The following is a 25,509-nucleotide window of genomic DNA, read 5'->3' on the forward strand; positions in this document are numbered from 1 at the left end:
CGCGGCGACGGCCTGTGTGGTCGGCGCGCAGGCTTGCGAGTGAATCGGATCACTGTTTCAATGGCCGGAAGAAAGATGCCATGAAATGAAAACGTGGCAGACGCCCTCGCCGGGCCGAGTTCGAGCCCCGCGACGCACGAGAGGACCGCCATGACCACCGGCTTCACCCAGCACGATCCCTCCCGCACCATCCGCGCCGACCGCGGCACCGAGATTTCCGCGAAGTCCTGGCAGACCGAGGCGCCGCTGCGCATGCTCATGAACAACCTCGACCCGGAGGTCGCCGAGCGGCCCGAGGATCTCGTGGTCTACGGCGGCACCGGCCGCGCGGCCCGCTCGTGGGAGGCCTACGACGCGATCGTCGAGACCCTGAAGGACCTGGAGGAGGATGAGACCCTCCTGGTGCAGTCCGGCAAGCCGGTGGGCGTCGTGAAGACCAACAAGTGGGCTCCGCGCGTGCTCATCGCCAACTCGAACCTCGTGGGTGACTGGGCCAACTGGAAGGAGTTCCGCGCCCTCGAGGCCGAGGGCCTGATGATGTACGGCCAGATGACCGCCGGCTCGTGGATCTACATCGCCACCCAGGGCATCCTGCAGGGCACCTACGAGACGTTCGCCGCGATCGGCCGCAAGAAGTACGACGGCACCCTGAAGAACACGCTGACCCTGACCGGCGGCTGCGGCGGCATGGGCGGGGCCCAGCCGCTGGCCGTCACCCTCAACGGCGGCGTCTGCCTGATCGTCGACGTCTCCGAGGAGCGCCTCAAGCGCCGTCAGTCCAAGCGCTACCTGCACGAGGTCGAGACCGACCTCGACAAGGCCATCGAGCGCGTCATGCAGGCCAAGCGTGACGGCGAGGCCGTCTCCGTGGGCCTGGTGGGCAACGCCGCCGAGGTGTTCCCCGAGCTGCTCAAGCGTCAGAAGGCCGGCGAGGTCGACATCGACATCGTCACCGACCAGACCTCGGCGCACGACCCGCTGTCCTACCTGCCGGTCGAGTACACCGTCGAGCAGTGGCACGCCGAGGCCGAGGCCGACGCCGACGGGTTCACCAAGAAGTCGCAGGAGTCGATGGCCCGCCACGTCGAGGCCATGGTCGGCTTCCAGGACATCGGTGCCGAGGTGTTCGACTACGGCAACTCCATCCGTGACGAGGCCCGCCAGGCCGGCTACGACCGCGCGTTCGAGTTCCCCGGCTTCGTGCCCGCCTACATTCGCCCGCTGTTCTGCGAGGGCCTCGGCCCGTTCCGCTGGGTGGCGCTCTCCGGCGATCCGGAGGACATCCGCGTCACCGACGAGGCGCTCAAGGAGCTGTTCCCGGAGAACGATCACCTGCACCGGTGGCTCGACGGCGCGCAGGAGTTCGTCGAGTTCGAAGGCCTGCCGGCCCGCATCTGCTGGCTCGGCTACGGGGAGCGCCACAAGGCCGGTCTGCTCTTCAACAAGCTGGTGGCCGAGGGCAAGGTCAAGGCGCCGATCGCGATCGGCCGGGACCACCTGGACTCCGGCTCGGTGGCCTCGCCGTACCGCGAGACCGAGTCCATGCTCGACGGCTCGGACGCGATTGCCGACTGGCCGCTGCTGAACGCTCTGACCGCCACCTCCTCGGGTGCCACCTGGGTCTCGATCCACCACGGCGGCGGTGTCGGCATCGGACGCTCGATCCACGCCGGCCAGGTCGGTCTGGCCGACGGCACCGAGCTCGCCGCGGCCAAGCTCGAGGCGCTGCTGACCAACGACCCGGCCATGGGCGTGTTCCGGCACGTCGACGCCGGCTACTCCCGCGCCGCCGAGGTCGCCGAGCAGCGCGATGTGCGCGTGCCGATGGACCCCACGATCCGCGACTGAGCCCACCCCGTGCTCTGACGAGGGCCGGCGCCGCATCACGCGGTGCCGGCCCTCGATCCCACGCACCCGGACGGGAGCCCGCAGGGCACGCCGAAAGGACCTGAGCAATGAGCCGTGAACTCTACGGAGACGACTGGGACCGCCACACGGCCACGACCGTGATGGCCACCGTGAACGTCGACGAGCCGCGCCCGAAGGGCCGGTGGCGCATGATCGTGTACTCGGCGATCGGCATCGTCATGTTCTTCGTGCCGCTGACGATCGACGGCGTGAGCACCATCCCTCTGGACCACTTGGTGACGTGGCTGCGCGAGCTGCTCGGCCCGGCGGACCGCTGGGTGGGTCTGGCGATCATCGCCGCCGGGGCCGTGGCTCCCTTCGTCACCGGCCGCTGGCGTGAGTCCACGGTGAAGACGGTGTTCGCGCTGCTGGGCGTGCTGGGGCTGGTCGCGGCGACGATGGTCGTCATCGGCGCCGGGCCATGGTGGGTGCTCGACGAGCGGATCGGCCCGTTCCTGCTGGACAAGCTCGTGGTCCCCGTCGGGCTGATCGTCCCGGTGGGCGGCATCTTCCTGGCACTGGTGATCGGCTACGGCCTCATGGAGTTCGTCGGGGTCTATCTGCGCCCGGCCATGCGGCCGATCTGGAAGGTCCCCGGTCGTGCGGCCGTCGATGCGGTCGCCTCGTTCGTCGGCAGCTACGCCCTCGGCCTGCTGCTGACCAACCGCATGTACCGCTCGGGCCGCTACACCGCGAAGGAGGCCGCGATCATCGCCGCGGGGTTCTCCACCGTCTCGGCGACGTTCATGGTGATCGTCGCCCGAACCCTGGGCCTGATGGACGTGTGGCTGTGGTACTTCATCGGGACCCTCGCGGTGACCTTCGCCGTCACGGCGATCACGGTGCGCATCCCGCCGTTGCGCACGATCCCTGACGAGGTCTACCCGGGGCAGACCCACCACCCCGAGCAGCCGGTCGACCGCGACCGGTTCACGGTCGCCCGGCGCGCGGCGGAGCAGACGTTGGCCGAGGCACCCAGCCTGGGCCGCAACGTGTGGCTGAACTTCCGTGACGGCCTGATGATGGTCATGCAGATCCTGCCCTCGATCATGTCGGTCGGACTGATCGCGCTGGTGCTGGCCACGTACACGCCGGTCTTCGAATGGGTCGGTCTGCTGTTCGTCCCGCTGTTCTGGGCGCTCGGCTACGCCGATCCGACCCTGCTGGCCACCGCCGCGGCCACGTCGATCGCGGAGATGTTCATCCCCGCCACGCTCGTGTCCGGTCACGAGGATTTTGTCGCCCGCTTCGTGATCGGCGTGGTGTGCATCTCCGCCCTGGTGTTCTTCTCGGCCGTCGTTCCTGCCATCCTGGCCACGGACATCCCCGTGACGATGGGACACCTGGTGGTGGTCTGGGCCGAGCGCGTCGTCCTGACCATCCTGCTGGCCACCCCGCTCGCGCACCTGGTGGCCGCACTCACCTGACACCGACCCGTCGGACCGGCACGAGCGTGCCGGGCCGGCCCGCCCGAACCCGAGAGGATCCGCGACACCGTGACTTCCGAACTCATCACGAACATCGGCGAGCTGACCACCGTCGACGCCCAGGAGCGCGTGCTGACCGACGCGGCCCTCGTCATCGAGGACGGGCGCATCGCCTGGATCGGCGCCGCCGCTGAGGCCCCCGACGCCGACGAGCGCACGGACGCCCAGGGCCGTGCCGTGCTGCCCGGCTGGGTTGACTCGCACACCCACCTCGTCTTCGACGGGGACCGTTCCGCCGAGTTCGAGGCCCGGATGGCAGGCCAGTCCTACGCGGCCGGCGGCATCAACGTCACCACCGAGGCCACCCGCGCCGCCTCCGACGAGCAGCTCACCGCGCTCGTGCGCGGACGCGTCGACGGGGCCGTGGCCGGCGGCACCACCTATCTGGAGACCAAGACCGGCTATGGGCTGTCCGTGGACGAGGAAATCCGCCACGCGCGCCTGCTCGCCGGTCTCAAGGCCGAGGGCGTCGTCGACGAGATCACGTTCCTCGGCGCGCACCTGGTGCCCGCCGGCGTCGACGCCGACCGGTACGTCGAGGACGTCGTCGGCCCCATGCTCGACGGTGTCGCTGAGCACGCCGCCTGGGCCGACGTGTTCTGTGAGCGCGGCGCATTCGACGGCGAGCAGTCCCGGCGGGTGCTCGAGGCCTGCCGTGAGGCGGGCCTGGGCCTGCGCGTGCACGGCAATCAGATCGGCGAGGGCCCGGGCGTGAGCCTGGCGGTCGAGCTGGGCGCGGCGTCCGTCGACCACGTCAACTTCCTGACCGACGAGGACGTCGCCGCCCTGGCCGGCTCGTGGGAGGGGTGGAGCCGCGACGGCGGCACCGCGCCCGGCACCGTCGCCACCTGCCTGCCGGCCTGCGACCTCTCCACCCGTGCCCCGCTCGCCCCCGGCCGTCGCCTGCTCGACGCGGGGGTCCAGATCGCCCTGGCGTCGAACTGCAACCCCGGCACCAGCTACACCACCTCGATGAACTTCAATGTGGGAACCGCCGTGCTGCAGATGCACCTGAGCCTCGCCGAGGCCGTGCGTGCCGGCACCTATGGCGGGGCGCTCGCCCTACGCGCCCAGGACGAGGTCGGCTCGATCGAGGTCGGCAAGCGCGCGGACCTGCACATGCTCGACGCCCCCGCCGCGATCCACCTGGCCTACCGGCCCGGGATGCCGCTGACCCACGCCGTGTGGCGTGCCGGCCGCCGCGCGCGGTGACGATCAGACCCCAGACCGCCCCCTGCTGAACTCGGCACCGCCCCCAGGAGGATCGCCATGACCCACACGAAGCCCCGCCGCCAGACCGTCACCCTCGGTCCCTCCGGCGCCACCCTGACGGACGTCGTCGACGTCGCCCGCCACGGCGTGACGGTGACCCTGACCCAGGAGGCCCTCGACGCCGTCGCCGCGGTGCGCCGCCACGTCGAGGACCTGGCCGCCGGCGATGTGCCCACCTATGGCATCTCCACCGGTTTCGGTGCGCTGGCCGACAAGCACATCCCCGTGGAGTCCCGCGCGCAGCTGCAGAAGTCGTTGATCCGATCGCATGCCGCCGGCATGGGCCCGCAGGTCGAGAAGGAGGTCGTGCGCGCGCTGATGTTCCTGCGGGCGACCACCCTGGCCTCCGGACGCACCGGCGTGCGCCCCGAGGTCGTGCAGACGATGGTGGACCTGCTCAACGCGGACATCATCCCGGTCGTGCACGAGTACGGCTCGCTGGGCTGCTCGGGTGACCTCGCCCCGCTGTCACACATCGCGCTGGCGCTCATGGGCGAGGGGCCCGTCATCGGTCCCGAAGGAGACCAGCGGGAGGCCTCGGAGCTGATGGCCGAGGCCGGCATCACCCCGCTCGAGCTGCGCGAGAAGGAGGGTCTTGCCCTCATCAACGGCACCGAGGGCATGCTCGGCATGCTCGCGCTGGCCCTGCACGATCTGGACGCGCTGGCCGACGTCCTTGACCTGACCGCCGCAATGTCCGTCGAGGCGCTGCTGGGCACCGACCGCGTGTTCGTGCCTGAGCTGCATGAGCCCCTGCGCCCGCATCCGGGCCAGGCCCGTTCCGCCGACCGCATGCTGCGCATCCTCGCCGACTCACCGATCGTCGCGAGCCACCGTGAGGGCGACTCGCGCATCCAGGACGCCTACTCGCTGCGCTGCGCTCCGCAGGTCGCCGGCGGCCTGCGCGACACGCTCGCCTACGTGCGTCAGGTGGCCGAGCGCGAAGTCGCCGCGACGATCGACAACCCGGTGGTGCTCGAGGACGGCCGGGTCAGCTCCAACGGCAACTTCCACGGCGCTCCCGTGGCCTACGCGCTGGACTTCTTGGCGATTCCGGTGGCCGATGCCGCCTCGATGGCCGAGCGCCGCACCGACCGGATGCTGGACCCGGCCCGTTCGGCCGGGCTGCCCGCGTTCCTCGTCGATGACCCGGGCGTGGACTCGGGCATGATGATCGCCCAGTACACGCAGGCCGGGCTCGTCTCGGACATGAAGCGCCTGGCCGTGCCGGCCTCGGTGGACTCGATCCCGTCCTCGGCCATGCAGGAGGACCACGTCTCCATGGGCTGGCACGCCGCCCGCAAGCTGCGCACCGCCGTGGAGAACTTCCGTCGTGTGCTGGCCGTGGAGCTGGTCGCCGCCGCGCGCGCGATCGAGCTGCGCGCCCCGCTGCGGCCGGGACCGGCGACCGGCGCGGCCCTGGCCGCCCTGCGTGAGGCCGGCGTGCCCGGCCCCGGCCCGGACCAGTTCATGGCCCCACAGCTGGCCGACGCGGAGCAGGCCCTGCGGGACGGCTCGGTGCTGGCCGCGGTCGAGCAGGTCCTCGGGGGCTGACGCCTGACCCGACCACCCGACGAGGGTGCAGTCTTCGTCGCTTCAAGACTCCGGAAGCGACCAGGACTGCACCCTCGTCTGGGATAGAGCGCTCAGCCGGCGCGGTGCCGGCTCACGATCGTGTGGATCAGCCGCGCGGCGGCCTTCGCCGTCCGACCGTCCACGTCGAGGCCCGGATTCAGCTCGACCGCGTCGGCGAGCGCCAGCTTCCCGGACTCCGTGGCCTCGGACACGCACGCGTGGATCACCTCATAGGGCACCCCGAAGCCGGCCGGCGCGCTCACGCCGGGCGCGACGGAGGCCGGCAGCACGTCCAGGTCGATCGTCAGGTACAGCACATCGACGTCCTGCACGAAGTCGCGCACGAACCGGCGCACGTTCGTCACGTCGGCGGTCTGGCAGGTCTCGTCGGTCATCCACCGCACCCCGAGCTCGCGGGCGGTGTCGAAGAGCACGCGCGTGTTGTTGGCCTCGGACACACCCACCACCGCGTAGGAGAACGTGCGCCCGGCGGCGGCCTCGTCCCGGGCGATCTGCAGGAACGGGGTGCCGGAGCTGGGTAGCGGTGCCTCGCGCAGGTCGAAGTGCGCGTCCAGGTTCAGGATGCCCACACGGGTGTTCGGCCCGACGCGGCCCGATCCGGCGAGCCCGAGATAGGAGGCGTAGGCCGTCTCGTGACCGCCGCCGAGCACGACGACGAGGCGGTGCTCGTCCAGGAGCCCGGAGATGTGCCGGCCCAGCTCGGCCTGACCGTCCTCGAGGTCCCCCGGTGTCTCGTCGTCGCCGAGACGGACGGCCACGTCGCCGGCGTCGACGAGCGCTCCCGTGCCCTCGAGCAGGGCCAGGGACGACAGCGCGCCGCGCAGGGCGGCCGGCCCGGCGGAGGCGCCCACGCGGCCGTGGTTGCGGCGCACGCCCTCGTCGGAGGCGAAGCCGATCAGCGCGGTTCCTGCCCGGTCGGCGTCGTTGTGTGCGGCGTCCTCGGCCACGCGCACCACCTGGTGCCAGCGCAGATGCTCGGGGGCGTCGCCGTCGGTGCGGCCCGACCACGCGGACAGGGGATTCTCGGATGCGGGGCTCTCGGTGTTCTGCGCGTCGCTCATGCGCTCCAGTTCACGCCAGGACGGGCCGGAGCGCAAGCAGGGGGCGAGGGTCCAGCGCCGTCACCGTCGCCGCGGGTGCTCGGTGCGATCGGGCCGGCTCGAACGGCGCGCGCCGGAGTCGGCCCGCTGCCGGGCATGGCAAGGCCCCGGGGTTCCGGCCGCGTGAGGGAGTCGCGTTACCGGGCCCGGGGCCTGCTTTTCAGTTGTCCATCATCATCACTCGCACCTTCGATGAGGCGTTCCGAACGCTACGGCGTGAGCCTGGCGGTGGGCGCAACTGCCGCTGGCAGTTCTCTGGGCGGCGGGGTGGGGGGGGGAGTGCATCACGACGGCTCGCCCTGCGGGCGACGGACGAACCAGACGGCCACGAGCGTGAGCGTGAACAGGCACGCGCCCGAGAGCATCGCCAGGTGCACGCCGGACATGGTGGCGCTGCGGACGGTCTCGGCGGCCGGTGCGCCGCCCTCGCCCGTTCCGCCGACGCCCGCCCCGTCGCCCAGCGCGGTCGCGGCGCCCACCGTGAGCAGCGTGATGAACAGTGCCGTCCCGGCGGCCCCGGCCACCTGTTGCAGCGTGGACATCAGGGCGGAGCCGTGCGCGTACAGCGAGCGCGGCAGCGCCGAGAGTGCGGTCGTCATCAGCGGGGAGAACATCATGGACAGCCCGGTGGTCAGGGTGATGTGCAGGGCGATCACCAGGGCGGCGGAGGAGTCCTCGTTCAGGAACGTGTACCCCCACATGCCGGCGGCGCCCAGCACGGAGCCGGGCACGAGGAGGGGACGCGGGCCCACTCGGTCGTACACGTTGCCGACGGCGTAGCCGAGCACGGCCATGACGAGGCCGCCGGGCAGCAGGGCGAGCCCGGCCTGCTGGGTGCTCCAGCCGAGCACCTGCTGGAAGTACATCGGCAGCAGGATGATCGTGCCGAACAGGGACAACATGGCCAGCAGCATCGTGGCCAGCGCGATCGTGTAGGTCGGGCGGGCCAGCACGCGCAGGTCGAGCAGCGCCGCGTCCCGCAGCCGCAGCTGGCGCCGCGTGAACACGGCCAGGGCGAGAACGCCCACGGTCAGGGGGATCCACGGGCTGACGGGCGCGGTGTCGCCGGCGGCCTCGCCGATGCTGGAGAGGCCGTAGATGAGCCCCGCGAAGCCGATGGCGGAGAACACGCCCGAGAGCGCGTCGAGCGGGACCGGGCGCGGCTCGGTCACGTTGCGCACCCACAGGACGCCCGCGCCCAGGGCGATCAGCGCGATCGGCAGCACAACGCCGAACATCCACCGCCAGCTCAGGTGTTCGAGGATCACGCCGCCGACGGTGGGCCCGGCCGCCGGTGCCACCGCGATGACGATGCTCACCAGCCCCATCACGCGGCCACGGCGGGCGGCGGGGACGACGTTGAGCACGGTCGTCATCAGCAGCGGCATCATGATCGCGGTGCCCACGGCCTGCACGACGCGACCGGCCACGAGCACGCCGAACACGGGGGCGAGGGCGGCAATCGCGGTGCCGAGCGTGAACGTGCTCATGGCGAGGATGAACACGGTGCGCAGTCGCAGGCTGTTCAGCAGCCATCCGGTGAACGGGATGACGACGGCCATCGTGAGCATGAACCCGGTGGAGAGCCACTGGGCGGTGGCGGCGCTGACGGCGAACTGGTCCATCAGCCGGGAGATCGCCACGGACATGATCGTCTCGTTGAGGATCACGACGAACGCGGCGGACACGAGCAGGCCGATCAACCGTCCGGCGCCCGGCGGCAGGGCGTCGGAGCCGGTCTGGTCCGCGGTCGTGTCCGTCTCGTAGTTGACGTCGGGTTCGTCGGTGAACGGTGAGGCGTCGGGGGAGGTGTCGGTCATGGTGGTCTTTCGGCGAGCGTGGGCGGCACCGGCCAGGGCCGGCGGGCGCCCTGCGTCTCGGCGCCCGTGCATCTCAATGCCGGGGGTGTGCTGGGCATTCCCGTGCGGGGCCGCCTGAGGCGTGTCTCACCGCTGTCCCGGGCATCGGGCGTCCGGTTCAGCGGCTGCCGGTCGGCGGCGCCCTGGACGCCGCCCGGCGGTGGGCCCGGTTGCCGCGGGCGCCGACGCTCGGACAGGATGAGCGCAATCGACCGTCCGCCTCGCAGGAACGGCCTCACCGCCCCCGTCGAAGGAGCATCCCGTGACCGCATCCGCCCGTCCTCCGCGCCCGCAGACCGTGCTGCAGGTGCTGCGCGTGCATCGGCCCACGACGCACCTGGTGCGACTCACGCTGGCGGACCTGCCCGACGGCCCTCGCCCCGGCGCCGACGGGTTCGACGGCTTCGCCGAGCGGTGGGCGGCGAAGGACGCGACCGACCAGTACGTGAAGCTGCTGTTCGCCGAACCGTCGCTGGGCCTGGTTCCGCCCTATGACATGGACGCGCTGCGCGAGCACCTCGCCCCCGAGCAGATGCCGGTGCGCCGCACGTACACCGTCCGACGCGTCGACACCGATGCCAGGACGCTCGACATCGACGTCGTGCACCACGGGGACGACGGCCTCGCCGGGCCGTGGGCCGCGCGCGCCGAGCCCGGGGACGTCGTGGCCTTCTTCGGGCCCGGCGGGGGGTACCGGCCCGATCCGAATGCCGACGCGCATGTGTTGGCCGGAGACGAGTCCGCGCTGCCGGCCATCGCGGCCTCGCTCGAGGACCTGGCCCGCACGGCTCCGCAGGCCCGCGGCGTCGCGTTGATCGAGGTGGCCGGGCCCGAGGACGAGCTCGAGCTCCTCGCCCCCGCGGGCGTGAGGGTGTGCTGGCTGCATCGCGGCGGCGCGTTCAGCCCGCAGGCCTCACGCTGGCCGGCGGCCCTGGCGGGCCTGGACTGGCCGGCCGGCCGCGTGCACGCGTTCGTCCACGGCGAGCGGGAGCAGGTCAAGATCGCCCGGCGCCACCTGACGCAGGTGCGGGGCATGGACCGGCGTGAGATGTCCGTGAGCGCCTACTGGGCCTATGGCCGCGTCGAGGACGCGTTCCAGGCCGAGAAGCGGACCCCCGTCGGGCAGATCTTCGAGGACTGACGCCTCCGCGTCGTGTGCCCGCGGCGATCCCTGCCGTCGTCGGGCGAACGGGGAGTCTGCATCGAGCGGGCATTGCCTGAATTCCCAGATGTCGCCGTTAGGGTGCGGGCCATGACTTTCTTGAACCGAGACACCACTGTTCGTGCCCTGCGTCTCTCGGCAGCCGGCGCCGCCGTTCTGACCCTGACCGCCTGCGGAGGCGGCGGCGAGGCAGGCTCGGGCGGCGATTCCGGCGGCGGCAAGGCCGAGGGCGCTTCGGCGGGTGAGGCCTGGCAGAAGGTGCGCACGCAGATCGAGGAGGCTGACTCCTTCCGCGTCACCATGGAGGACGACTCGCAGGGTCAGAAGGCCACGGTGGATCTGGCCGGCCATGTGGACGCGCCCAACAGTGAGATGTCCGTGAAGTCCGAGGGCGAGCAGGCCATGGAGACCACCGTCCGCGAGGTCGACGGCAAGGCGTACACCAAGTCCTCCCAGTTCGGCGGCGACAAGTGGATGGAGCAGGAGGTGCCGAAGGACAAGGGCGGCTTCATGAAGCAGTTCCATCAGGAGATGCTGGACGGGCTGCCCGCCGGTGACGCGCTGAAGGACGTCGAGTCCCAGCGCGAGGAGGTCGAGGTCGACGGCGAGAAGGGCTACCGCTACACCGTCCCGGAGGACGTCGAGTCGGCCAAGCAGGACGACTCGAAGAAGAAGGGTGAGGGCAAGGACGGCGCCGGAGAGACGGCCACGAACATGAGCAACGTGTCCGCTTTCGTCGTCAGCGAGGACGACGAGCTGCTGGCCCTGGAAATCGACGAGTCCCGTGGTCAGGACTCGGGTGAGAAGAAGGACGGCGAGAAGAAGGGCGACGAGAAGAAGGATGAGTCGGTCGAGGTCCAATTCTCTGACTGGGATTCCGTGGAGAAGGCGAAGGCGCCGAAGGACGATCAGGTCATGAAGCCGGAGGATATGTCGTCACGCTGAGCGGGCGAGAGGGAACTCACTTACGATGGCGTCTGCGGCGAGTCCGTGTGAGGGCTCGCCGCAGACCGTCCATGCCGCACCCGCGGCGGACGATGCCGCAGGCGTGTCTTGTGGTGTCGCCGTGACGGAATGACTCCACACGACGAGGGGAATCGACAATGAGCACCTGGAATCGCACGTCCCTGCTGGCCCTGTTCGGCGCCGGCACGCTCGCGCTGAGCGCCTGCGGCATGACCGGCGGCGACGAGGAGAAGAAGGACGACGCCCCGAAGGAGGGCGCGAGCCAGAGCGAGGAGGCGGCGGCCTCTGAGGGCGGCTCCGAGCAGTCGGACGATCAGGACGACCAGGCCGAGTCCTCCGAGTCCGATGGTCAGGACGACAAGGACGACCAGGACGACAAGGAGTCTGACTCCTCCGAGCCCGATGATCAGGACGACAAGGACGAGAACGAGTCCGACGATGCCGAGTCTTCCGAGTCCGATGACCAGGACGACAAGGACGATCAGGACGACAAGGACTCGGAGGGCGACCCGAAGGCCGTCTTCGGCACCGAGGAGCCGAACCTGAACGAGGCGTGGGAGGTTGCCAAGAAGAACCTCGAGGACGCGGAGTCCGTCAAGATCTCGATCAAGGAGATGGACGGCGCCGAGGCCGGCCTGGGTTCGGGCACCGTCAACATGGAGATCGAGGGCAAGACCGACGACTCCGAGACCGCCGGCACCATGGAACTCGGCGAGCAGGGCACGATGACCTACAAGGTTGTCGACGGCACCTCGTATGTGAAGGGCATGGAGGAGCAGGACCCGCAGATGAAGGAGCTCATGGACGCCGAGAGCGCCGAGTGGGTCAGCTCCTCCGAGATGGACATGGCCGAGGCCGGTGTCGGCACCATGATCGACGAGATGCTCAAGGGCGTCGAGGAGGGCAACAAGGGCAAGAAGCTCGCCCCCATCGACCCGGAGACCACGACCCACGACGGTGAGGAGGTCTTCGAGTACCGGGAGCCGGCCGCGAAGAAGGGCGACAAGGACTCGATCATCCTGGTCGACAAGGAGGGGTACCTCGTGTCCATCGCCGTCGAGGAGGGCGATGCGGGCACCGTGACCTTCGAGGACTGGGACGACGTGGACCAGGTCGAGGCCCCGGACAAGGACAAGGTCCTGGACCTGGACTCGATGACCGGCGGATCCTCCTCGGCCCCGTCATCGTCGGATGAGTCCTCGTCCTCCTCGTCGGAGGAGTCCTCCAGCAGCGAGGGCTGATCGGCGGGGACACCGCCAGACGCGAGAAGGCCGGCGCCCCGAACGGGGTGCCGGCCTTCTCGTGCGCTGCGTGCGGCGCGTGTCAGGCGTTGGGGCCCTCCGCGTTCAGGGAGGTCGACGGATCCGAGACCACGTCCGGATCGGCGTTCTTGCCGGAGGCCAGCTCAGAGGTGGAGTTCTCCTGGCGCTCGGAGGACGTGTTCTTCAGGTTGTCGGTGGTGGCGCCCAGCTTGCCCTTGGTCTCGTCGACCTTGGCGCCCACCTTGGTGGTCACGTTCTGAACCTTCTCCGACTGCTTGGCCTCCTGCCACTTCTGGGAGGCGTTGCCCTGCACCTTCTGGACCCGCTCCTGGGTCTTCGGGTCGTTCCAGTACTGCTGGGCGTTGTTGCGCATCTTGTTGAGGTTCTCGCGGCCCTCACGGGAGCCGATGAGGTAACCGAGGGCGGCACCGAGGCCGAGGGTGAACAGACGCATGATGGTCTCCTTCTGGTTGTCCTTGCTGGGCCACACGGACGCCCGGGGCGCTTCGCCTCGAGGACTGCCGTCCGCATGACATTGGTCCCCACTTTTGCCCCCCGTGTGGCCGCCGGTCAACTTCTGGCCGCTCCCCGTCGACGTGACGCCCGTCCACCTCGCGTCCCGTCGGGGCCGGCCCGTCCGGCACAATCGGTGACGAATCAGGTCGGCGCGCGCAGGAGCGGACGCCGTCCGGCCACAGCGAGGAGGGGACGGGCATGACTACCCAACGCACGGCGGCCGCCGCGAGCGGCACACGGGACCTGTCGGTCGACCTGGTACGCATCGGCTGTCTCCTGGCGGTCGTCGCGATCCACGTCGGCATGGTCGGCATCGGCGGCGCGGAGGCGGTCCCGGCCGTCATGAGCCCTCTGACCGAACTGCCCTTCTTCGCCGTCGGCAGCTGGTTCGCGCAGGTGATGCCGCTGTTCTTCCTTCTGGGCGGCTACGGGGCCCACTTCTCGCTGGACCGAGCGGCACGCCAGGCTCGGCCGGACCATGAACACGTGCGCTCGCGCGTGCTGCGCCTGGCTCTGCCGGCGCTGCCCTTCTTCGTCGTGATGACGGCGATCGCCGCGGTGCTCACCCTGGCCGGCGTGCCGACGGCTACTTTCGGCCCGGCCATCGACGGGGCCGGGGACCCGCTGTGGTTCATGGCCGCGTTCCTCCTGTGCCAGGGGGTGGCCCCGTGGCAGCACCGAATGCTGGAACGGCGCGGGGCGGTCGGCCTGGCCGGGGCGTCGGTCGCCGTGCTCGTGGTGGTCGTGCTCGTCGACGGGCTCCGCCACGCGAGCGTCGCTGCCGGCGGCAGTGACCTGCCGGGGCTGCTCAACATGCTCACCGTGTGGCCCCTGCTGCAGCTGTGGGGGATGGCGCTGGCCCGCGGCCTGCTCTCCCGAGCGGGAGCCTGGGCCTGGGTCGTGCTGGCCGCGGTGGGCTTGGGGGCCACGGCGTTGCTGGCGCAGGCCCCGTGGTACGGGCCTGACATGCTCGCGAACCTGAACCCGCCGACGCTGCCGTTGCTGAGCATCGGGCTCATGCACCTGGCCCTGTTCCAGCTCCTTCGCCCGGCCCTGCGGCGGGTCGCCGCGGTGCGCGCGGTGCAGGCGGTGCTGCTGGTGGTGGGCCGGCAGGCGATGCACCTGTACCTGTGGCACATGGCCGTGATCATCGCCCTCAACGGGGCGCTCTGGCTGCTCGGCGCCGCCCCCGAACCCGGATCGGCCCTGTGGTGGGCGACGCGCCCGGTGGTGTGGGTCGTGGTCATCGGGCTGACGATCGGCCTGACCTGGGCGGGGGCGCGCCTGGAACGGGTGTCGCCGCGCCCGGTCGTGGGCGGGCTCGTCGGCCCAGCTGCGACCGGCGCGCTGCTGCTGGCGATCGCACCGAACCTGGCGATCACTCGCCTCGGCCTCGATCTGCCGTTGGCCGGTGCCGCGGCCGTCTGCACCGGGGCGGCCGTGCTGCTGGCATGGAGGCCGCCGGGCGCCCGCCGAGGGTGAGCCGCGGGCTGGCCCGCAGACGCGGACGGCCGCTCGCCCGCGCCCCGTACGAGCGGGATGCGGGCGAGCGGCCGTCGGGGTGCGCCCTCCGCGAGCGCCGTGGCGGTCCGGCTCAGCCGAAGTGCTTGGGCAGGGTCGCCTCCCACGCCTGGTGCAGCTGAGCGATCGGCAAGGTGAACTGGCCCTGGACCTCGAGCGATTCCGAGGCCGCGTCGACCACGCCGATGCGGGCCACGGGGAAGCCGCGCGCGGTCGTCATGTCCGTGAAGCGGACCTCCTCGGTGCGGGGCACGGCCACGGCGGCGCGGGCCTGCGACTCGGAGAACAGGGCGGTGAAGGTGTCCACGCCGTCGCGCTCGCACACCTCGTCCAACACGATGCGGGCGCCCACGCCGAAGCGCAGCACCATCTCGGAGAGCGTGGCCGCCAGCCCGCCGCCGGCCAGGTCGTGGGCCGCGTCGATCATGCCGTCACGCGAGGCGTTGATCAGCAGCTCGCCCAGCAGCTTCTCCCGAGCCAGGTCCAGCTTCGGCGGCAGTCCGCCCAGGTGGCCGCGCAGCCGGGCGAACTCCGAGCCGTCCAGCTCGTCGGCGGTGGTGCCGAGCAGGTAGATCGCCTGGCCGTCCGCGTCGGGGCCGAAGCCGGACGGGGTGCGGCGGGCGACATCGTCGAAGCGACCCAGCACGCCCACGGTGGGGGTCGGGTGGATCGCGACGCCGCCGGTCTGGTTGTACAGCGAGACGTTGCCGCCGGTCACCGGGATGCCCAGCTCCTGGCACGCGTCGGCCAGACCGCGCACGGCCTCAGCGAACTGCCACATCACCTCCGGGTCCTCGGGTGAGCCGAAGTTCAGGCAGTCGGTGACGGCCAGCGGCACCGCGCCCGAGGTGGTCACGTTGCGGTAGGACTCGGCGAGCGAGGCCTGCGCGCCCGTGTACGGGTCCAGGTAGGCGAACCGGTCGTTGCAGTCGGTGGAGACGGCCACGCCCATGCCGGTCGTCTCGTCGACGCGGATCACGCCGGCGTCGTCGGGGGAGGCCAGCGCGGTGTTGCCGCGCACGTAGCGGTCGTACTGCTTGGTGATCCATGAGGTGTCCGCCATGTTCGGCGCGGACATCAGCTCGAGCAGCGCCGCCTTGAGGGCCGGGCCGTCCTGCGGCAGGTCACGACCGGCCGCGGAGGCGCGGAAGGTGTCGGCCTGCACGTCGTCCAGCCACGCCGGGCGGTGGTACGGGCGCTCGTACACGGGGCCGTCGTGGGCCACGGTGCGCGGGTCGACGTCGACGATCGTCTCGCCGTCCCACGTGATGACGAGGCGACCGTCGCCGGTGACCTCGCCGAGCCACGAGTACTCGACGTCCCACTTGGCCATGACCGCCTCGAAGCGCTCGGCGTTCTCCGGGGTCACCACGGCCATCATGCGCTCCTGCGACTCGGACATCAGGATCTCGCCCGGGGTCAGCGTGGAGTCGCGCAGCAGCACGTCGGTCAGCTCGACGCGCATGCCGCCCTCGCCGTTGGAGGCGAGCTCGGAGGTCGCGCAGGAGATGCCGGCGGCGCCGAGGTCCTGGATGCCCTCGACGAGCGAGTCGCGGAACAGCTCGAGGCAGCACTCGATGAGCACCTTCTCGGCGAACGGATCGCCCACCTGCACCGAGGGGCGCTTGGCCGGCTTGCCGCCGTCGTCGAAGGACTCGGAGGCCAGCACCGAGGCGCCGCCGATGCCGTCGCCACCGGTGCGGGCGCCGAAGAGCACCACCTTGTTGCCGACGCCCGAGGCGTTGGCCAGGCGCAGGTCCTCGTGCTTGAGCACGCCCACGGCCAGGGCGTTGACCAGCGGGTTGCCCTGGTAGGACGCGTCGAAGCGGACCTCGCCGCCGATGTTCGGCAGGCCCAGCGAGTTGCCGTAGCCGCCGATGCCCGCCACGACGCCGTGCACGACGCGCGCGGTGTCCGGGTGCTCGACCGCGCCGAAGCGCAGCGGGTCCATGACGGCGACCGGGCGGGCGCCCATCGAGATGATGTCGCGCACGATGCCGCCGATGCCCGTGGCCGCGCCCTGGTGGGGCTCCACGAACGAGGGGTGGTTGTGGGACTCGACCTTGAAGGTCACGGCCCAGTCGTCACCCAGGTCCGTCACGCCGGCGTTCTCGCCGATGCCGACCATCAGGTTCTTCTTCATCTCGTCGGTGAGCTTGTCGCCGAACTGACGCAGATGCACCTTCGAGGACTTGTACGAGCAGTGCTCGGACCACATCACGGAGTACATCGCGAGCTCGGCCGCGGTCGGGCGGCGGCCCAGGATCTCGCGGATGCGCGCGTACTCGTCCTCCTTGAGGCCGAGCTCGGCCCAGGGCTGCTCGACGTCCGGGTTCGCCGCGGCGGCCTCGACGGTCTCGATGTTGAACTGCTGGCTCATGCGGCACCTCCGGCGGCGATCGCGGACAGGACGGACGTGAAGAAGCCCAGGCCGTCGACGCCCGTGCGGGGCCCGGCTTCGGTGTCCGGGCCGAAGCCCGGCTCGACGGCGTGCTCGGGGTGCGGCATCAGGCCGACCACGTTGCCCGCAGCGTTGGCGACGCCGGCGATGTCACGGCGAGAGCCGTTCGGGTTCACGTCGAGGTAGCGGAACACCACGCGGCCCTCGCCCTCGAGCTCGTCGAGGGTGGTCTCGTCGGCCACGTACTGGCCGTCCTGGTTCTTCAGCGGGACGACGATGCGCTGGCCCTGCTCGAAGTCCCGGGTCCAGGCGGTGCCGGCGTTTTCGACGGCGAGGGCCTGGTCGCGGCAGATGAAGTGCAGGTGGTCGTTCTTGATCATCGAGCCGGGCAGCAGGTGCGATTCGGTGAGGATCTGGAAGCCGTTGCAGATGCCCAGCACCGGCAGGCCGGTCGTCGAGCCCTGCCGGCCGCCGGCGGCGGAGGCGATCGCGTCCATCATCGGGGCGAAGCGGGAGATCGCGCCGGCGCGCAGGTAGTCGCCGTAGGAGAAGCCGCCCGGGATGACGACGGCGTCGACGCTGCGCAGCGCGGCGGCAGGGTCCTCGTCGGCGTGCCACAGGGACACGGCCTCGGCGCCGGAGAGACGGACGGCGCGGGCGGCGTCGACGTCGTCGAGCGTGCCCGGGAAGGTGACCACGCCGATGCGGGCGCCGGTCAGCTCGGTCGTGGGGGTCGAGTAGTCCCCGATCAGCGGCAGGTCCGTGCTCATCAGGCGTGGGCCTCGTCGTTCGTCTCGGACTCGTCGACCACGGCGACGTTCACGACGTCCTCGATGACCGGGTTGGACAGCAGCTCGGCGGCGGCGGCGCGGGCCCGGTCGAGCACGGCGTCGGTGACCTCGCCCTCGACGCTCAGCTCGAAGCGCTTGCCCTGGCGGACCTGGGCGAACTCGGTGAAGCCCAGCCGCGGCAGGGCCCCGGCAATGGCCTTGCCCTGCGGGTCAAGGATCTCGGGCTTGGGCATGACGTCGACGACGATGATGGGCATGAACACGCTCCTGGGTGCGGGACGGGTGCCGCGGAGCGGGCCCGGACTCCGGTGCCGTCTCACGCCCGGACAGGGGCGCTCCGCGCGCTTGCCTCGCCAGTCTACGCGGGCGTGGCCCGACGGTGGGCGGGATGCCGGCGGCCCGGGCGGTCCGGGCCGGTCGAGCACCGGGGCGTTCAGTGCCGCGGGTCGGTGGCGGCCTCCTCCCGCAGACCGTGCCACGTCAGCGCGAGCAGGGCGGCCATGAGCCCGGCGGCGATCAGGGCGATCAGATCGATGCCGGCCAGAAATGCCGCGTCCGCGGCCTCGAGCAGTCCGGCCCCGCCGTCCGGGAGGGCTGCGGCGATGTCGCGGGAGGCGGCCAGCGTCTGCGCGGCGGCCTCGGCGTCGGCCGCGTTCAGGCCGGGGACCGTGCCGGCCGCATCGCGCACCCCGGCCGCGTAGACGGCCATGCCCGCGGTGCCGAGCAGAGCCGTGCCCATCGCGCCGCCGAATTCGTAGCCGGTCTCGGAGATCGCGGCGGCGCTGCCGGCGCGTTCGGGCGGGGCGGCCGCCAGGACGACGTCGTTCGTGAGGGTCTCGGCCAGGCCGACGCCGACGCCGAACAGCGCGGAGAGGACCAGGAACGGACCGGGCCAGGCCAGCTCGTCCAGCAGTGATGCGCACAGCAGGCCCAGCGTGCTGCAGGCCAGTCCGGCCGCGATGACCGTCCGCACGCTCAGCCGTCCGGCCAACGGCGCGGCGGCGAGGGTGCCGACGACCGTGGCGGCGGCCAGCGGCAATGTCCAGAGGCCGGCCTCGGCGGCGCCCATGCCGCGCACGAGCATGAGGAACTGCGGCAGGAAGAACATCAGCCCCATCAGGGCCAGCATCGAGACGACGTTCACGAGGATCGCCGAGGTGAAGGCCAGGCTTTCGAAGAGGGACACGTCGATCATGGGATCGGGGCGGCGACGTTGACGCGCGACGAACCAGGCGAGGGCCCCGGCCCCCAGCACGGCGGCCGCCGCGGCGGTCAGGGCCGCGCCCGCGTCCGGCTGCGTCGCGACCGTCTTGAGGGCGTAGACCAGGCCGAGCATCCCGAGGATCGACAGAACGGCCGAGAGTGGGTCGAACGGGCCGGGGGCGGGGTCGCGCGACTCGGGCAGCAGGAACGGCGCGGCCGCGAGGAACGCGACGATGACCGGCACGTTCAGCAGGAACACCGAGCCCCACCAGAAGTGTTCGAGCAGCAGGCCCCCGACCACGGGGCCGAGGGCGGAGCCGCCCGAGAAGGCCATCGCCCACACGGCGATCGCGGTGCGCCGTTGGCGGCGGTCGGGGAAGATCGTGCGGATCAGCCCGAGCGTCGAGGGCATGAGCGTGGCGCCGCCCAGGCCGAGCAGGGCGCGGGCGGCGATGAGCATCTCGGGGGAGGTGGCGAAGGCGGCGAGCAGGGAGGCGGCGCCGAACAGAGGAGCGCCGAGCAGAAGCAGGCGGCGCCGTCCGATCCGGTCGCCGAGCGAACCCATGAAGACCAGCAGACCGGCCAGCAGGAACGAGTACAGGTCGATGATCCACAGCAGCTGCGTCGACGTCGGGTTCAGCGCCGCCGAGAGCGCGGGCACGGCGATGCCCAGCACGCTCATGTCGATGGAGATCAACAACACCGGCAGCACGAGCACGCCGAGGGCGGACCAGCGGCGCAGAGGCGAGAGGGTGGGCGTCACAGGCGGCTCCTTCCGGGGTCGTTCGAGGGCGTGCAGGGGCACGTGTTCGGGGCGACCGCGCGGGTCCCTCGGGGCCGGCGGCGGCGCGAGAGGAACTCTCGCACACTCGCGGTCCGGGCGTCGGTCATGTCCGGGGTCGCATGCCGCGCGGTGCGCGGGAGCGGGTCTAGCCTGGGCGTCATGATCCTGATGCGAACCCCTCGAAAGCTCCGCGAGAAGGCCGGCATCAACGCCACGGCCCGGTTCAGCTCCGGACCCGGCCGGCGATCGAGCGACGTGCGCTACCGGCGTGTGCGGCGCAGCGGAAGGCACCCGCGGTTCAGCCCGTTCCTGGCCGGCATGGCCGGGGCCCTGGGCTCGGTCGTCGTCCTGGCGACGGGGGCCATACGCGGCCGGGCTCGGCGTCGTGCCGAGGCGGGGCGGTCGCGAGACGGCCGTCGGTGACGGTGGAGCCCGGCGCCCAACGCCCCTGCGGCAGGTGCCCCTGCGGCACGGGGGACGCCTATGACGCCTGCTGTGGCCGGTTCCACGAGCGCTTCGCGCGGACCGGTGAGCTCAGCGCGCCGACCGCCGAGGCGCTCATGCGGTCGCGGTTCTGCGCATTCGCGCGCCTCGGCGAGGCCGGCGACGGTGCGGCCGGGGTGGGTGACGGTGCGGCGGACGAGTCCGCGGCCGTGGTGGACGAGGCCGCGGTGGACGCGATGGTGGCGTATCTGCGCGCGACGTGGACCGAGGCCGGGCGCCCGAGCGCGGCAGACCTGACTCCGAGCACGCAGGAGCCGGCCGCGCGGTTTACCAGGCTCGCGGTGCTCGACGTCGAGGGCGGCGGCCCGTTCCAGGACGAGGGCGTCGTGGAGTTCGTCGCGCTTGGGCGGCACGCCGGCGAGGGCGGCGGTCGGTTCCGGCTGCACGAGCGCAGCCGCTTCCGCCGCGCCGACGGGGCGTGGCTCTATGTTGACGGTCAGGTGCGCTGACCGGCCCCCCGTCGCGCGACACGAGGTGTTCGTCGCGCCAGGCGCGTCCGTCGGGCCGCTCGGATCCATACTGCGTGAACGACCCTTCTCAGTCCGCGTGAGGCCTTGAGAAGGGTCGTTTGCGCAGTACAGAACCGGTGCGAGGCGCTGGCCGGGCCCCGCGGCGGCCGGGGGCGCCGGCGCCTCGACGCGAGTGCGACGGCTGCGAGACCTGACCCGGGGTCGGGGTGTCAGCCGCGCCCGCCCTTGGGCGTGAACAGCTCGTCGACGCGGCGGCCGACCACCCGGGCCAGCTCGAAGGCGAGGGTGAGTGAGGGGTCGTGCCGTCCCTTCTCGATCGAAATGATCGTCTGCCGTGAGACGCCGAGCTCGTCCGCGAGACGCTGCTGCGACCAGCCGAGGCGGGCTCGTTCATCGGGCAGGGAGTTGTCCACCCTCAGCCCCGGCGCTTCTGCATCAGGTAGCGCACCGCCATGTCGCCCCACGTGAACAGGATGAGGCCGCAGCCGACCGCGGTCAGGTCGGCCTGCCAGCGGGTGAAGGCGGTGGCCGCCGTGCCGAGGCCGATGACGATGAGCAGGTCGTGGAAGGCTCCGACGGCCGCGGCGTCGTACCAGCGTGACTCGACCGAGTCCTCCGGATTGCGGACCGCGCCCTGGACAGTGCTGCGGTCTACGAACAGGGCCCAGAACAGAGCTGCCGTGACGGGCAGGTTGACCACCGCGACCGCGGTGACCGTCAGCCAGGGAAGCCAGGGGCGTGCCGGATCGGCCTCCCCGAAGGTCAAGAAGGCCACGAGGCCGAACAGCACGGAGGCGACGGCACCGCACAGCAGGGACGCCGTCACGAGGCGTGTCTGGCCGCCGCCGAGTCGGGCGGAGCGGCCCCAGCGGGTGCGTGGCGACGCGGTGGTGGTAGTGGTGTCGGTCATGAGGGCCTCCTCGTGTCGTGGTCGGTGCTGGTGAGCTCATCGTCAGTGTCAAGAGTGCTTGACGTCAAGGATCTTTGACATATCTCCGTCGAAAATCGGATGAGCGGCACCGAGACGCGCGGCGACGGGCCACGAGGAGCGCGACGGCCCCGGAGATAGGTTGAACGCATGAGTGATCCGGCCGGCGAGACCATGGCGGCATTCTGGGTACGGGCCCGGTGCCACGACCCTGCCCTCCCGTCGTGCCCGCCGCCGGCGTGGTCCTTCGGGGCGGGGCCGGACGAGGCCGATGCTCTCCTTGCGCTCGTCCTGCAGGACCGCAAGACCGCGACGGCCTCGGCGCTCGCGGACTACGAGAACGCCGGAGAGCGGCCGCCGCGGCCGGGCGAGCTGTCCGTTGTCCTGGACGGCGACGGCATGCCCCGTGCGGTGATCGAGGTGACCGCCGTCGACGTGGTGCCGTTCTCCGAGGTGAGCGCTGAGCACGCGTGGGCCGAGGGCGAGGGCGATCGTTCGCTCGGGCACTGGCGTGACGAGCATCGGGCTTTTTGGACGGAGCACGGCGCGACGGGGTTCGCTCCGGAGATGCCCGTGGTGTGCGAGCGCTTCCGACTGCGCTTCTCGGGCTGAGGACCCCGACGGATGTGTCCCCGGCGGGCGATGGCCGATCCGTACTGCGCAAACGACCCTTCTCAGGCCGTGTGAGCCGCTGAGAAGGGTCGTTTGCGCAGCACAGAACCGACGAGCGCGGGCCGCGCGTCCGTCAGCCCTCGGGTGCACCCCATCCGTCGATGCTCTCGATCAACCGGGCCCGCAGCGCCTGGCCGCGCTCGGCGAACCCGCGTTGACGGCGCACGTACTCGGCCCGGCCCTCGGGCGTCTCGATGCGGATCGGCTCGAACCCCCAGTCCGCGAGGTCGTAAGGCGAGGCCTGCATGTCCATCTCGCGCACGTCCCAGGCGAGCTCGAAGCAGTCGGCCAGCAGATCCGAACTCACCGCCGGCACCAGCTTGTACGCCCACTTGTACAGGTCCATGTTTCCGTGCAGGCAGCCCGGCTGCTCCATCGCCCGCATGGACTCCCGTGTCGGCCGCTCCTCGTTGAGCCCTCGTGCCTCGGGGGCGAAGAACCGGAACGCGTCGAAGTGCGTGCACCGGATCCGCGCGCCCTCGACCACCGCGTTCGTCCCCTCCGCGCCCAGGCGCAGCGGCACGCTCGAGTGCCGCACCCCGTGCACCTCGGAGCGGTAAGCCATCGCCCACTCGTGCAGGCCGAAGCAGCCCAGCCGCGCCTCGCGGCCGGCCGTCCGCGTCAGCAGGTCGCGGATGAACGCGACGCCCGCTGCCCGGTCCCGCAGGAAGGCCGCGACGTCGACGCTCCAGCCGCCCTCGGGCGCCCCGGCCACCTCCCCCGGTGCGAGACGACGCCAGTGCGTCCACTCCGAGCGCGGCGCCTGCCCGAACTCCTCGGCCTCGGCGGCCGCCGCGCTCCCGGCCGCGTCGTCGGCGAGGACGACGCCGGCCCCGGGCTGCCACCGTCGCAGCGCCCCGGCCGAGTGGGTGTAGTAGGTGAACAGGAAGTCGTACACCGGATGCCGTCGCCCCTGGTGGTGCAGGGCGACGATCGGCTCGGTGCGTGCGGCGATGCGCTGCCGGTGGGCTCGGGCACGGCCGAGCCACTCCTCCGGCGGCAGGACTGGCATGCGCCTCAGCGTCCGGTGCCGCCGTAGACGGTCGCCTCGACGTCGGTGTCCAGGCCGAAGGCGGTGTGCACCGCGCGCACCCCGTCGTCGAGCTGCTCCTGGTTTGTCACCACGGAGATGCGGATCTCGGAGGTCGAGATCATGTCCACGTTCACGCCGGCTGAGTGGAGGGCCTCGAAGAAGGCGGCCGAGACACCCGGGTTGGAGCGCATGCCCGCGCCGATGAGGGAGAGCTTGCCGACGGCCTCGTTGTAGACGATGTCCTCGAAGCCGATGCCGTCCTGCCCCGCACGCAGGGCCTCGAGCGCCCCCTTGCCCTCGACCATCGGCACGGTGAAGGAGATGTCCGTCTGGTTCGCTCCGACGCGGGAGACGTTCTGGACGATCATGTCGACGTTCGCATTGGCCTTCGCGAGCACGCTGAAGATCTGCGCGGCCTTGCCGGGCACGTCCGGCACGCCGACGACGGTGACCTTGGCCTCGGAGCGGTCGTGCGCGACGCCGGAGACGATCGGCTGTTCCATGGGTTCGCCTTCCTTGAGGGTGATGGTGTCGGCCGGGTCGGGGATGACCCAGGTGCCGGCGTTCGGGTCGTCTTGGTCCGGGTCGGAGAACGACGAGCGGACGCGCAGCGTGACGCCGAAGCGGCGGGCGTACTCGACGCTGCGCAGGTGGAGGATCTTCGAGCCGGACGCGGCCATGTCGAGCATCTCGTCGGAGGTGATGCGGTCGATCTTGCCGGCGGTGGGGACCACCCGCGGGTCGGCCGTGTAGACGCCGTCCACGTCGGTGTAGATCTCGCACGAGTCGGCGTTGAGGGCGGCGGCCAGCGCGACGGCGGTGGTGTCCGAGCCGCCGCGGCCCATCGTCGTGATGTCCTTCGACTCGGTGTTCATCCCCTGGAATCCCGCGACGATCGCGATCTTGCCCTCCTCGAGGGCGGCGCGCACTCGATCCGGGCTCACCTTGACGATGCGGGCCTTGCCGTAGACGTCGTCGGTGAGCATGCCGGCCTGCGAACCGGTGTAGGAGCGGGCTGGCACGCCCTCGGCGTCGATGGCCATGGCCAGCAGCGACATCGAGATGCGCTCGCCCGCGGAGAGGAGGATGTCCATCTCTCGGGCGGGAGCATCGTCGGTGAGCTCGGCGGCGAGGTCGAGCAGCTCGTCGGTGGTGTCGCCCATGGCGGAGACGACGACGCACACCTGGTGGCCGGCGCGCTGCGTGGCGGCGACCCGGCGGGCGACGCGGCGGATGCCGGCGGCGTCGGCGACGGAGGAGCCGCCGTACTTCTGGACGATCAGACTCATGCGGGGGATACCTCGGGGTGGGTCGGGCTCCGGCCGTGCCCCGGCCGGCGATTCCGCGTCAGTCTATGGCCACCTCGACGCTGCGGGCTGGTCCGTGACCGTGGCCTCGACGCGCGTGGACATCTGGGCGGGGCCGCCGGTCCCGTCACCCCCGGCAGGGTGGCCCCGGCAGCCGGGTCAGGTGCCGGAGAGCAGCCGGCGCCCCTCGAAGGCCCGGCCGAGGGTCACCTCGTCCGCGTATTCGAGGTCGCCGCCGACGGGCAGGCCGGAGGCCAGGCGCGTGACGCGGATGCCGGTGGCCCCGAGCATGCGACCGAGGTAGGTGGCGGTCGCTTCGCCCTCGAGGTTGGGGTCGGTGGCGAGGATGACCTCCTGGATCGTCTCGTCCTGAAGGCGGGTGAGCAGCTCGCGGATGTGCAGCTGCTCGGGCCCGATCCCCGCAATCGGATTGATGGAGCCGCCGAGCACGTGGTACTTGCCGGTGAAGGCGCGGGTCCGCTCGATCGCGAGCACGTCCTGGGACTCTTCGACGACGCACAGCACCGAGCCGTCGCGCCGGTCGTCCCGGCAGATGCCGCACAGCTCCTGTTCCGAGACGTTGAAGCACTGCGAGCACAGATGGACTTTGTCCTTGACGGCCCGGATGGCGTCGGCGAGACGGGTCATCTCGTCGGCGTCGGCCTCCATGATGTGGAAGGCGATGCGCTGCGCCGACTTCGGGCCGATGCCGGGCAGGCGGCCGAACTCGTCGATGAGCTCCTGGAGAGCGCCTTCGTACACGTGTC

The 25,509-nt window shown here is 71.4% G+C and carries 23 protein-coding genes; 11 read left to right on the forward strand and 12 right to left on the reverse strand.

Annotation, left to right across the window (positions count from 1 at the left end; translation table 11 throughout):
- Positions 1-150 precede the first annotated feature (150 nt).
- From HDA30_RS09725 to hutH, 4 genes are all read left to right on the forward strand, one after another.
- Positions 151-1,848, forward strand: a complete 1,698-nt coding sequence (locus HDA30_RS09725) for a urocanate hydratase (RefSeq protein WP_184242044.1) — start codon at positions 151-153, stop codon at positions 1,846-1,848.
- A 107-nt stretch (positions 1,849-1,955) separates the two neighbouring features.
- Positions 1,956-3,335: a YjiH family protein gene (locus HDA30_RS09730; protein WP_184242045.1), complete on the forward strand. Its 1,380-nt coding sequence runs from the start codon at positions 1,956-1,958 to the stop codon at positions 3,333-3,335.
- A gap of 69 nt (positions 3,336-3,404) precedes the next feature.
- Positions 3,405-4,607: an imidazolonepropionase gene (gene hutI, locus HDA30_RS09735; protein WP_184242048.1), complete on the forward strand. Its 1,203-nt coding sequence runs from the start codon at positions 3,405-3,407 to the stop codon at positions 4,605-4,607.
- A 57-nt stretch (positions 4,608-4,664) separates the two neighbouring features.
- On the forward strand, positions 4,665-6,221 hold the full coding sequence (hutH, locus tag HDA30_RS09740; protein ID WP_184242049.1) for a histidine ammonia-lyase: 1,557 nt from the start codon (positions 4,665-4,667) through the stop codon (positions 6,219-6,221).
- Positions 6,222-6,313: 92 nt separating this feature from the next.
- Here hutH and hutG read toward each other — a convergent pair whose 3' ends face one another.
- Positions 6,314-7,324 (reverse strand): formimidoylglutamase, encoded by a 1,011-nt coding sequence (hutG, locus tag HDA30_RS09745; RefSeq protein WP_184242051.1) that lies wholly within the window; start codon positions 7,322-7,324, stop codon positions 6,314-6,316.
- A gap of 323 nt (positions 7,325-7,647) precedes the next feature.
- Entirely contained in the window at positions 7,648-9,183 is a 1,536-nt protein-coding gene (locus HDA30_RS09750; RefSeq protein ID WP_184242053.1) for an MDR family MFS transporter, read from the reverse strand.
- Between the two features lie 301 nt (positions 9,184-9,484).
- Here HDA30_RS09750 and HDA30_RS09755 point away from each other — a divergent pair, with 301 nt between their 5' ends.
- From HDA30_RS09755 to HDA30_RS09765, 3 genes are all read left to right on the forward strand, one after another.
- Positions 9,485-10,363 (forward strand): SIP domain-containing protein, encoded by an 879-nt coding sequence (locus tag HDA30_RS09755; protein WP_158497034.1) that lies wholly within the window; start codon positions 9,485-9,487, stop codon positions 10,361-10,363.
- A gap of 111 nt (positions 10,364-10,474) precedes the next feature.
- Complete coding sequence (locus HDA30_RS09760) at positions 10,475-11,329, forward strand: hypothetical protein (protein WP_184242055.1); 855 nt, start codon at positions 10,475-10,477, stop codon at positions 11,327-11,329.
- A 158-nt stretch (positions 11,330-11,487) separates the two neighbouring features.
- Positions 11,488-12,591 (forward strand): hypothetical protein, encoded by a 1,104-nt coding sequence (locus HDA30_RS09765; protein ID WP_184242057.1) that lies wholly within the window; start codon positions 11,488-11,490, stop codon positions 12,589-12,591.
- Between the two features lie 82 nt (positions 12,592-12,673).
- On the opposite strand, the gene HDA30_RS09770 is transcribed toward HDA30_RS09765, so the two are convergent.
- The gene (locus HDA30_RS09770; RefSeq protein WP_158497036.1) at positions 12,674-13,066 is read right to left on the reverse strand and encodes a YtxH domain-containing protein; all 393 of its coding nucleotides are present in this window, start codon (positions 13,064-13,066) and stop codon (positions 12,674-12,676) included.
- A gap of 260 nt (positions 13,067-13,326) precedes the next feature.
- Between HDA30_RS09770 and HDA30_RS09775 the strand changes: the two genes are divergently transcribed.
- Positions 13,327-14,610 carry an acyltransferase family protein gene (locus HDA30_RS09775; RefSeq protein WP_184242059.1) on the forward strand — a complete coding sequence of 428 codons (1,284 nt, stop codon included), beginning with the start codon at positions 13,327-13,329 and terminating at the stop codon, positions 14,608-14,610.
- 112 nt (positions 14,611-14,722) lie between these two features.
- Here HDA30_RS09775 and purL read toward each other — a convergent pair whose 3' ends face one another.
- From purL to HDA30_RS09795, 4 genes are all read right to left on the reverse strand, one after another.
- Entirely contained in the window at positions 14,723-17,029 is a 2,307-nt protein-coding gene (gene purL / locus HDA30_RS09780) for a phosphoribosylformylglycinamidine synthase subunit PurL (protein WP_184242061.1), read from the reverse strand.
- A complete protein-coding gene (gene purQ, locus HDA30_RS09785) occupies positions 17,026-17,820 on the reverse strand; it encodes a phosphoribosylformylglycinamidine synthase subunit PurQ (protein WP_184242063.1) in 795 nt (264 codons plus the stop codon). The genes purL and purQ overlap by 4 nt, the downstream gene beginning before the upstream one ends.
- On the reverse strand, positions 17,820-18,098 hold the full coding sequence (purS, locus tag HDA30_RS09790) for a phosphoribosylformylglycinamidine synthase subunit PurS (protein WP_184242065.1): 279 nt from the start codon (positions 18,096-18,098) through the stop codon (positions 17,820-17,822). Before purS ends, purQ begins: the two co-directional genes overlap by 1 nt.
- A 176-nt stretch (positions 18,099-18,274) precedes the next feature.
- Positions 18,275-19,807: an MFS transporter gene (locus HDA30_RS09795; protein WP_343059347.1), complete on the reverse strand. Its 1,533-nt coding sequence runs from the start codon at positions 19,805-19,807 to the stop codon at positions 18,275-18,277.
- A 180-nt stretch (positions 19,808-19,987) separates the two neighbouring features.
- Between HDA30_RS09795 and HDA30_RS09800 the strand changes: the two genes are divergently transcribed.
- Together HDA30_RS09800 and HDA30_RS09805 are read left to right on the forward strand one after the other, a co-directional pair.
- Complete coding sequence (locus HDA30_RS09800; RefSeq protein WP_158497041.1) at positions 19,988-20,251, forward strand: hypothetical protein; 264 nt, start codon at positions 19,988-19,990, stop codon at positions 20,249-20,251.
- On the forward strand, positions 20,248-20,781 hold the full coding sequence (locus tag HDA30_RS09805; protein WP_343059348.1) for a YchJ family protein: 534 nt from the start codon (positions 20,248-20,250) through the stop codon (positions 20,779-20,781). The genes HDA30_RS09800 and HDA30_RS09805 overlap by 4 nt, the downstream gene beginning before the upstream one ends.
- Positions 20,782-21,011: 230 nt before the next feature.
- Here HDA30_RS09805 and HDA30_RS10585 read toward each other — a convergent pair whose 3' ends face one another.
- Both HDA30_RS10585 and HDA30_RS10590 read right to left on the reverse strand, forming a co-directional pair.
- Complete coding sequence (locus HDA30_RS10585) at positions 21,012-21,215, reverse strand: helix-turn-helix transcriptional regulator (protein ID WP_158497042.1); 204 nt, start codon at positions 21,213-21,215, stop codon at positions 21,012-21,014.
- Between the two features lie 2 nt (positions 21,216-21,217).
- A complete protein-coding gene (locus tag HDA30_RS10590) occupies positions 21,218-21,712 on the reverse strand; it encodes a hypothetical protein (protein WP_184242067.1) in 495 nt (164 codons plus the stop codon).
- Between the two features lie 168 nt (positions 21,713-21,880).
- Between HDA30_RS10590 and HDA30_RS09820 the strand changes: the two genes are divergently transcribed.
- Positions 21,881-22,342 carry an ASCH domain-containing protein gene (locus tag HDA30_RS09820; protein WP_184242069.1) on the forward strand — a complete coding sequence of 154 codons (462 nt, stop codon included), beginning with the start codon at positions 21,881-21,883 and terminating at the stop codon, positions 22,340-22,342.
- Between the two features lie 133 nt (positions 22,343-22,475).
- Here the strand turns inward: HDA30_RS09820 and HDA30_RS09825 are convergent, their stop codons facing one another.
- From HDA30_RS09825 to recR, 3 genes are all read right to left on the reverse strand, one after another.
- The gene (locus HDA30_RS09825) at positions 22,476-23,414 is read right to left on the reverse strand and encodes a 3-methyladenine DNA glycosylase (protein ID WP_184242070.1); all 939 of its coding nucleotides are present in this window, start codon (positions 23,412-23,414) and stop codon (positions 22,476-22,478) included.
- A 5-nt stretch (positions 23,415-23,419) separates the two neighbouring features.
- Positions 23,420-24,724 (reverse strand): aspartate kinase, encoded by a 1,305-nt coding sequence (locus HDA30_RS09830; protein WP_184242072.1) that lies wholly within the window; start codon positions 24,722-24,724, stop codon positions 23,420-23,422.
- 177 nt (positions 24,725-24,901) lie between these two features.
- Positions 24,902-25,504, reverse strand: coding sequence for a recombination mediator RecR (gene recR / locus HDA30_RS09835; RefSeq protein WP_184242074.1), 603 nt, complete (start codon positions 25,502-25,504; stop codon positions 24,902-24,904).
- Positions 25,505-25,509: the final 5 nt, after the last annotated feature.

It is taken from the genome of Micrococcus cohnii (assembly GCF_014205175.1).
GTDB lineage: Bacteria > Actinomycetota > Actinomycetes > Actinomycetales > Micrococcaceae > Micrococcus > Micrococcus cohnii.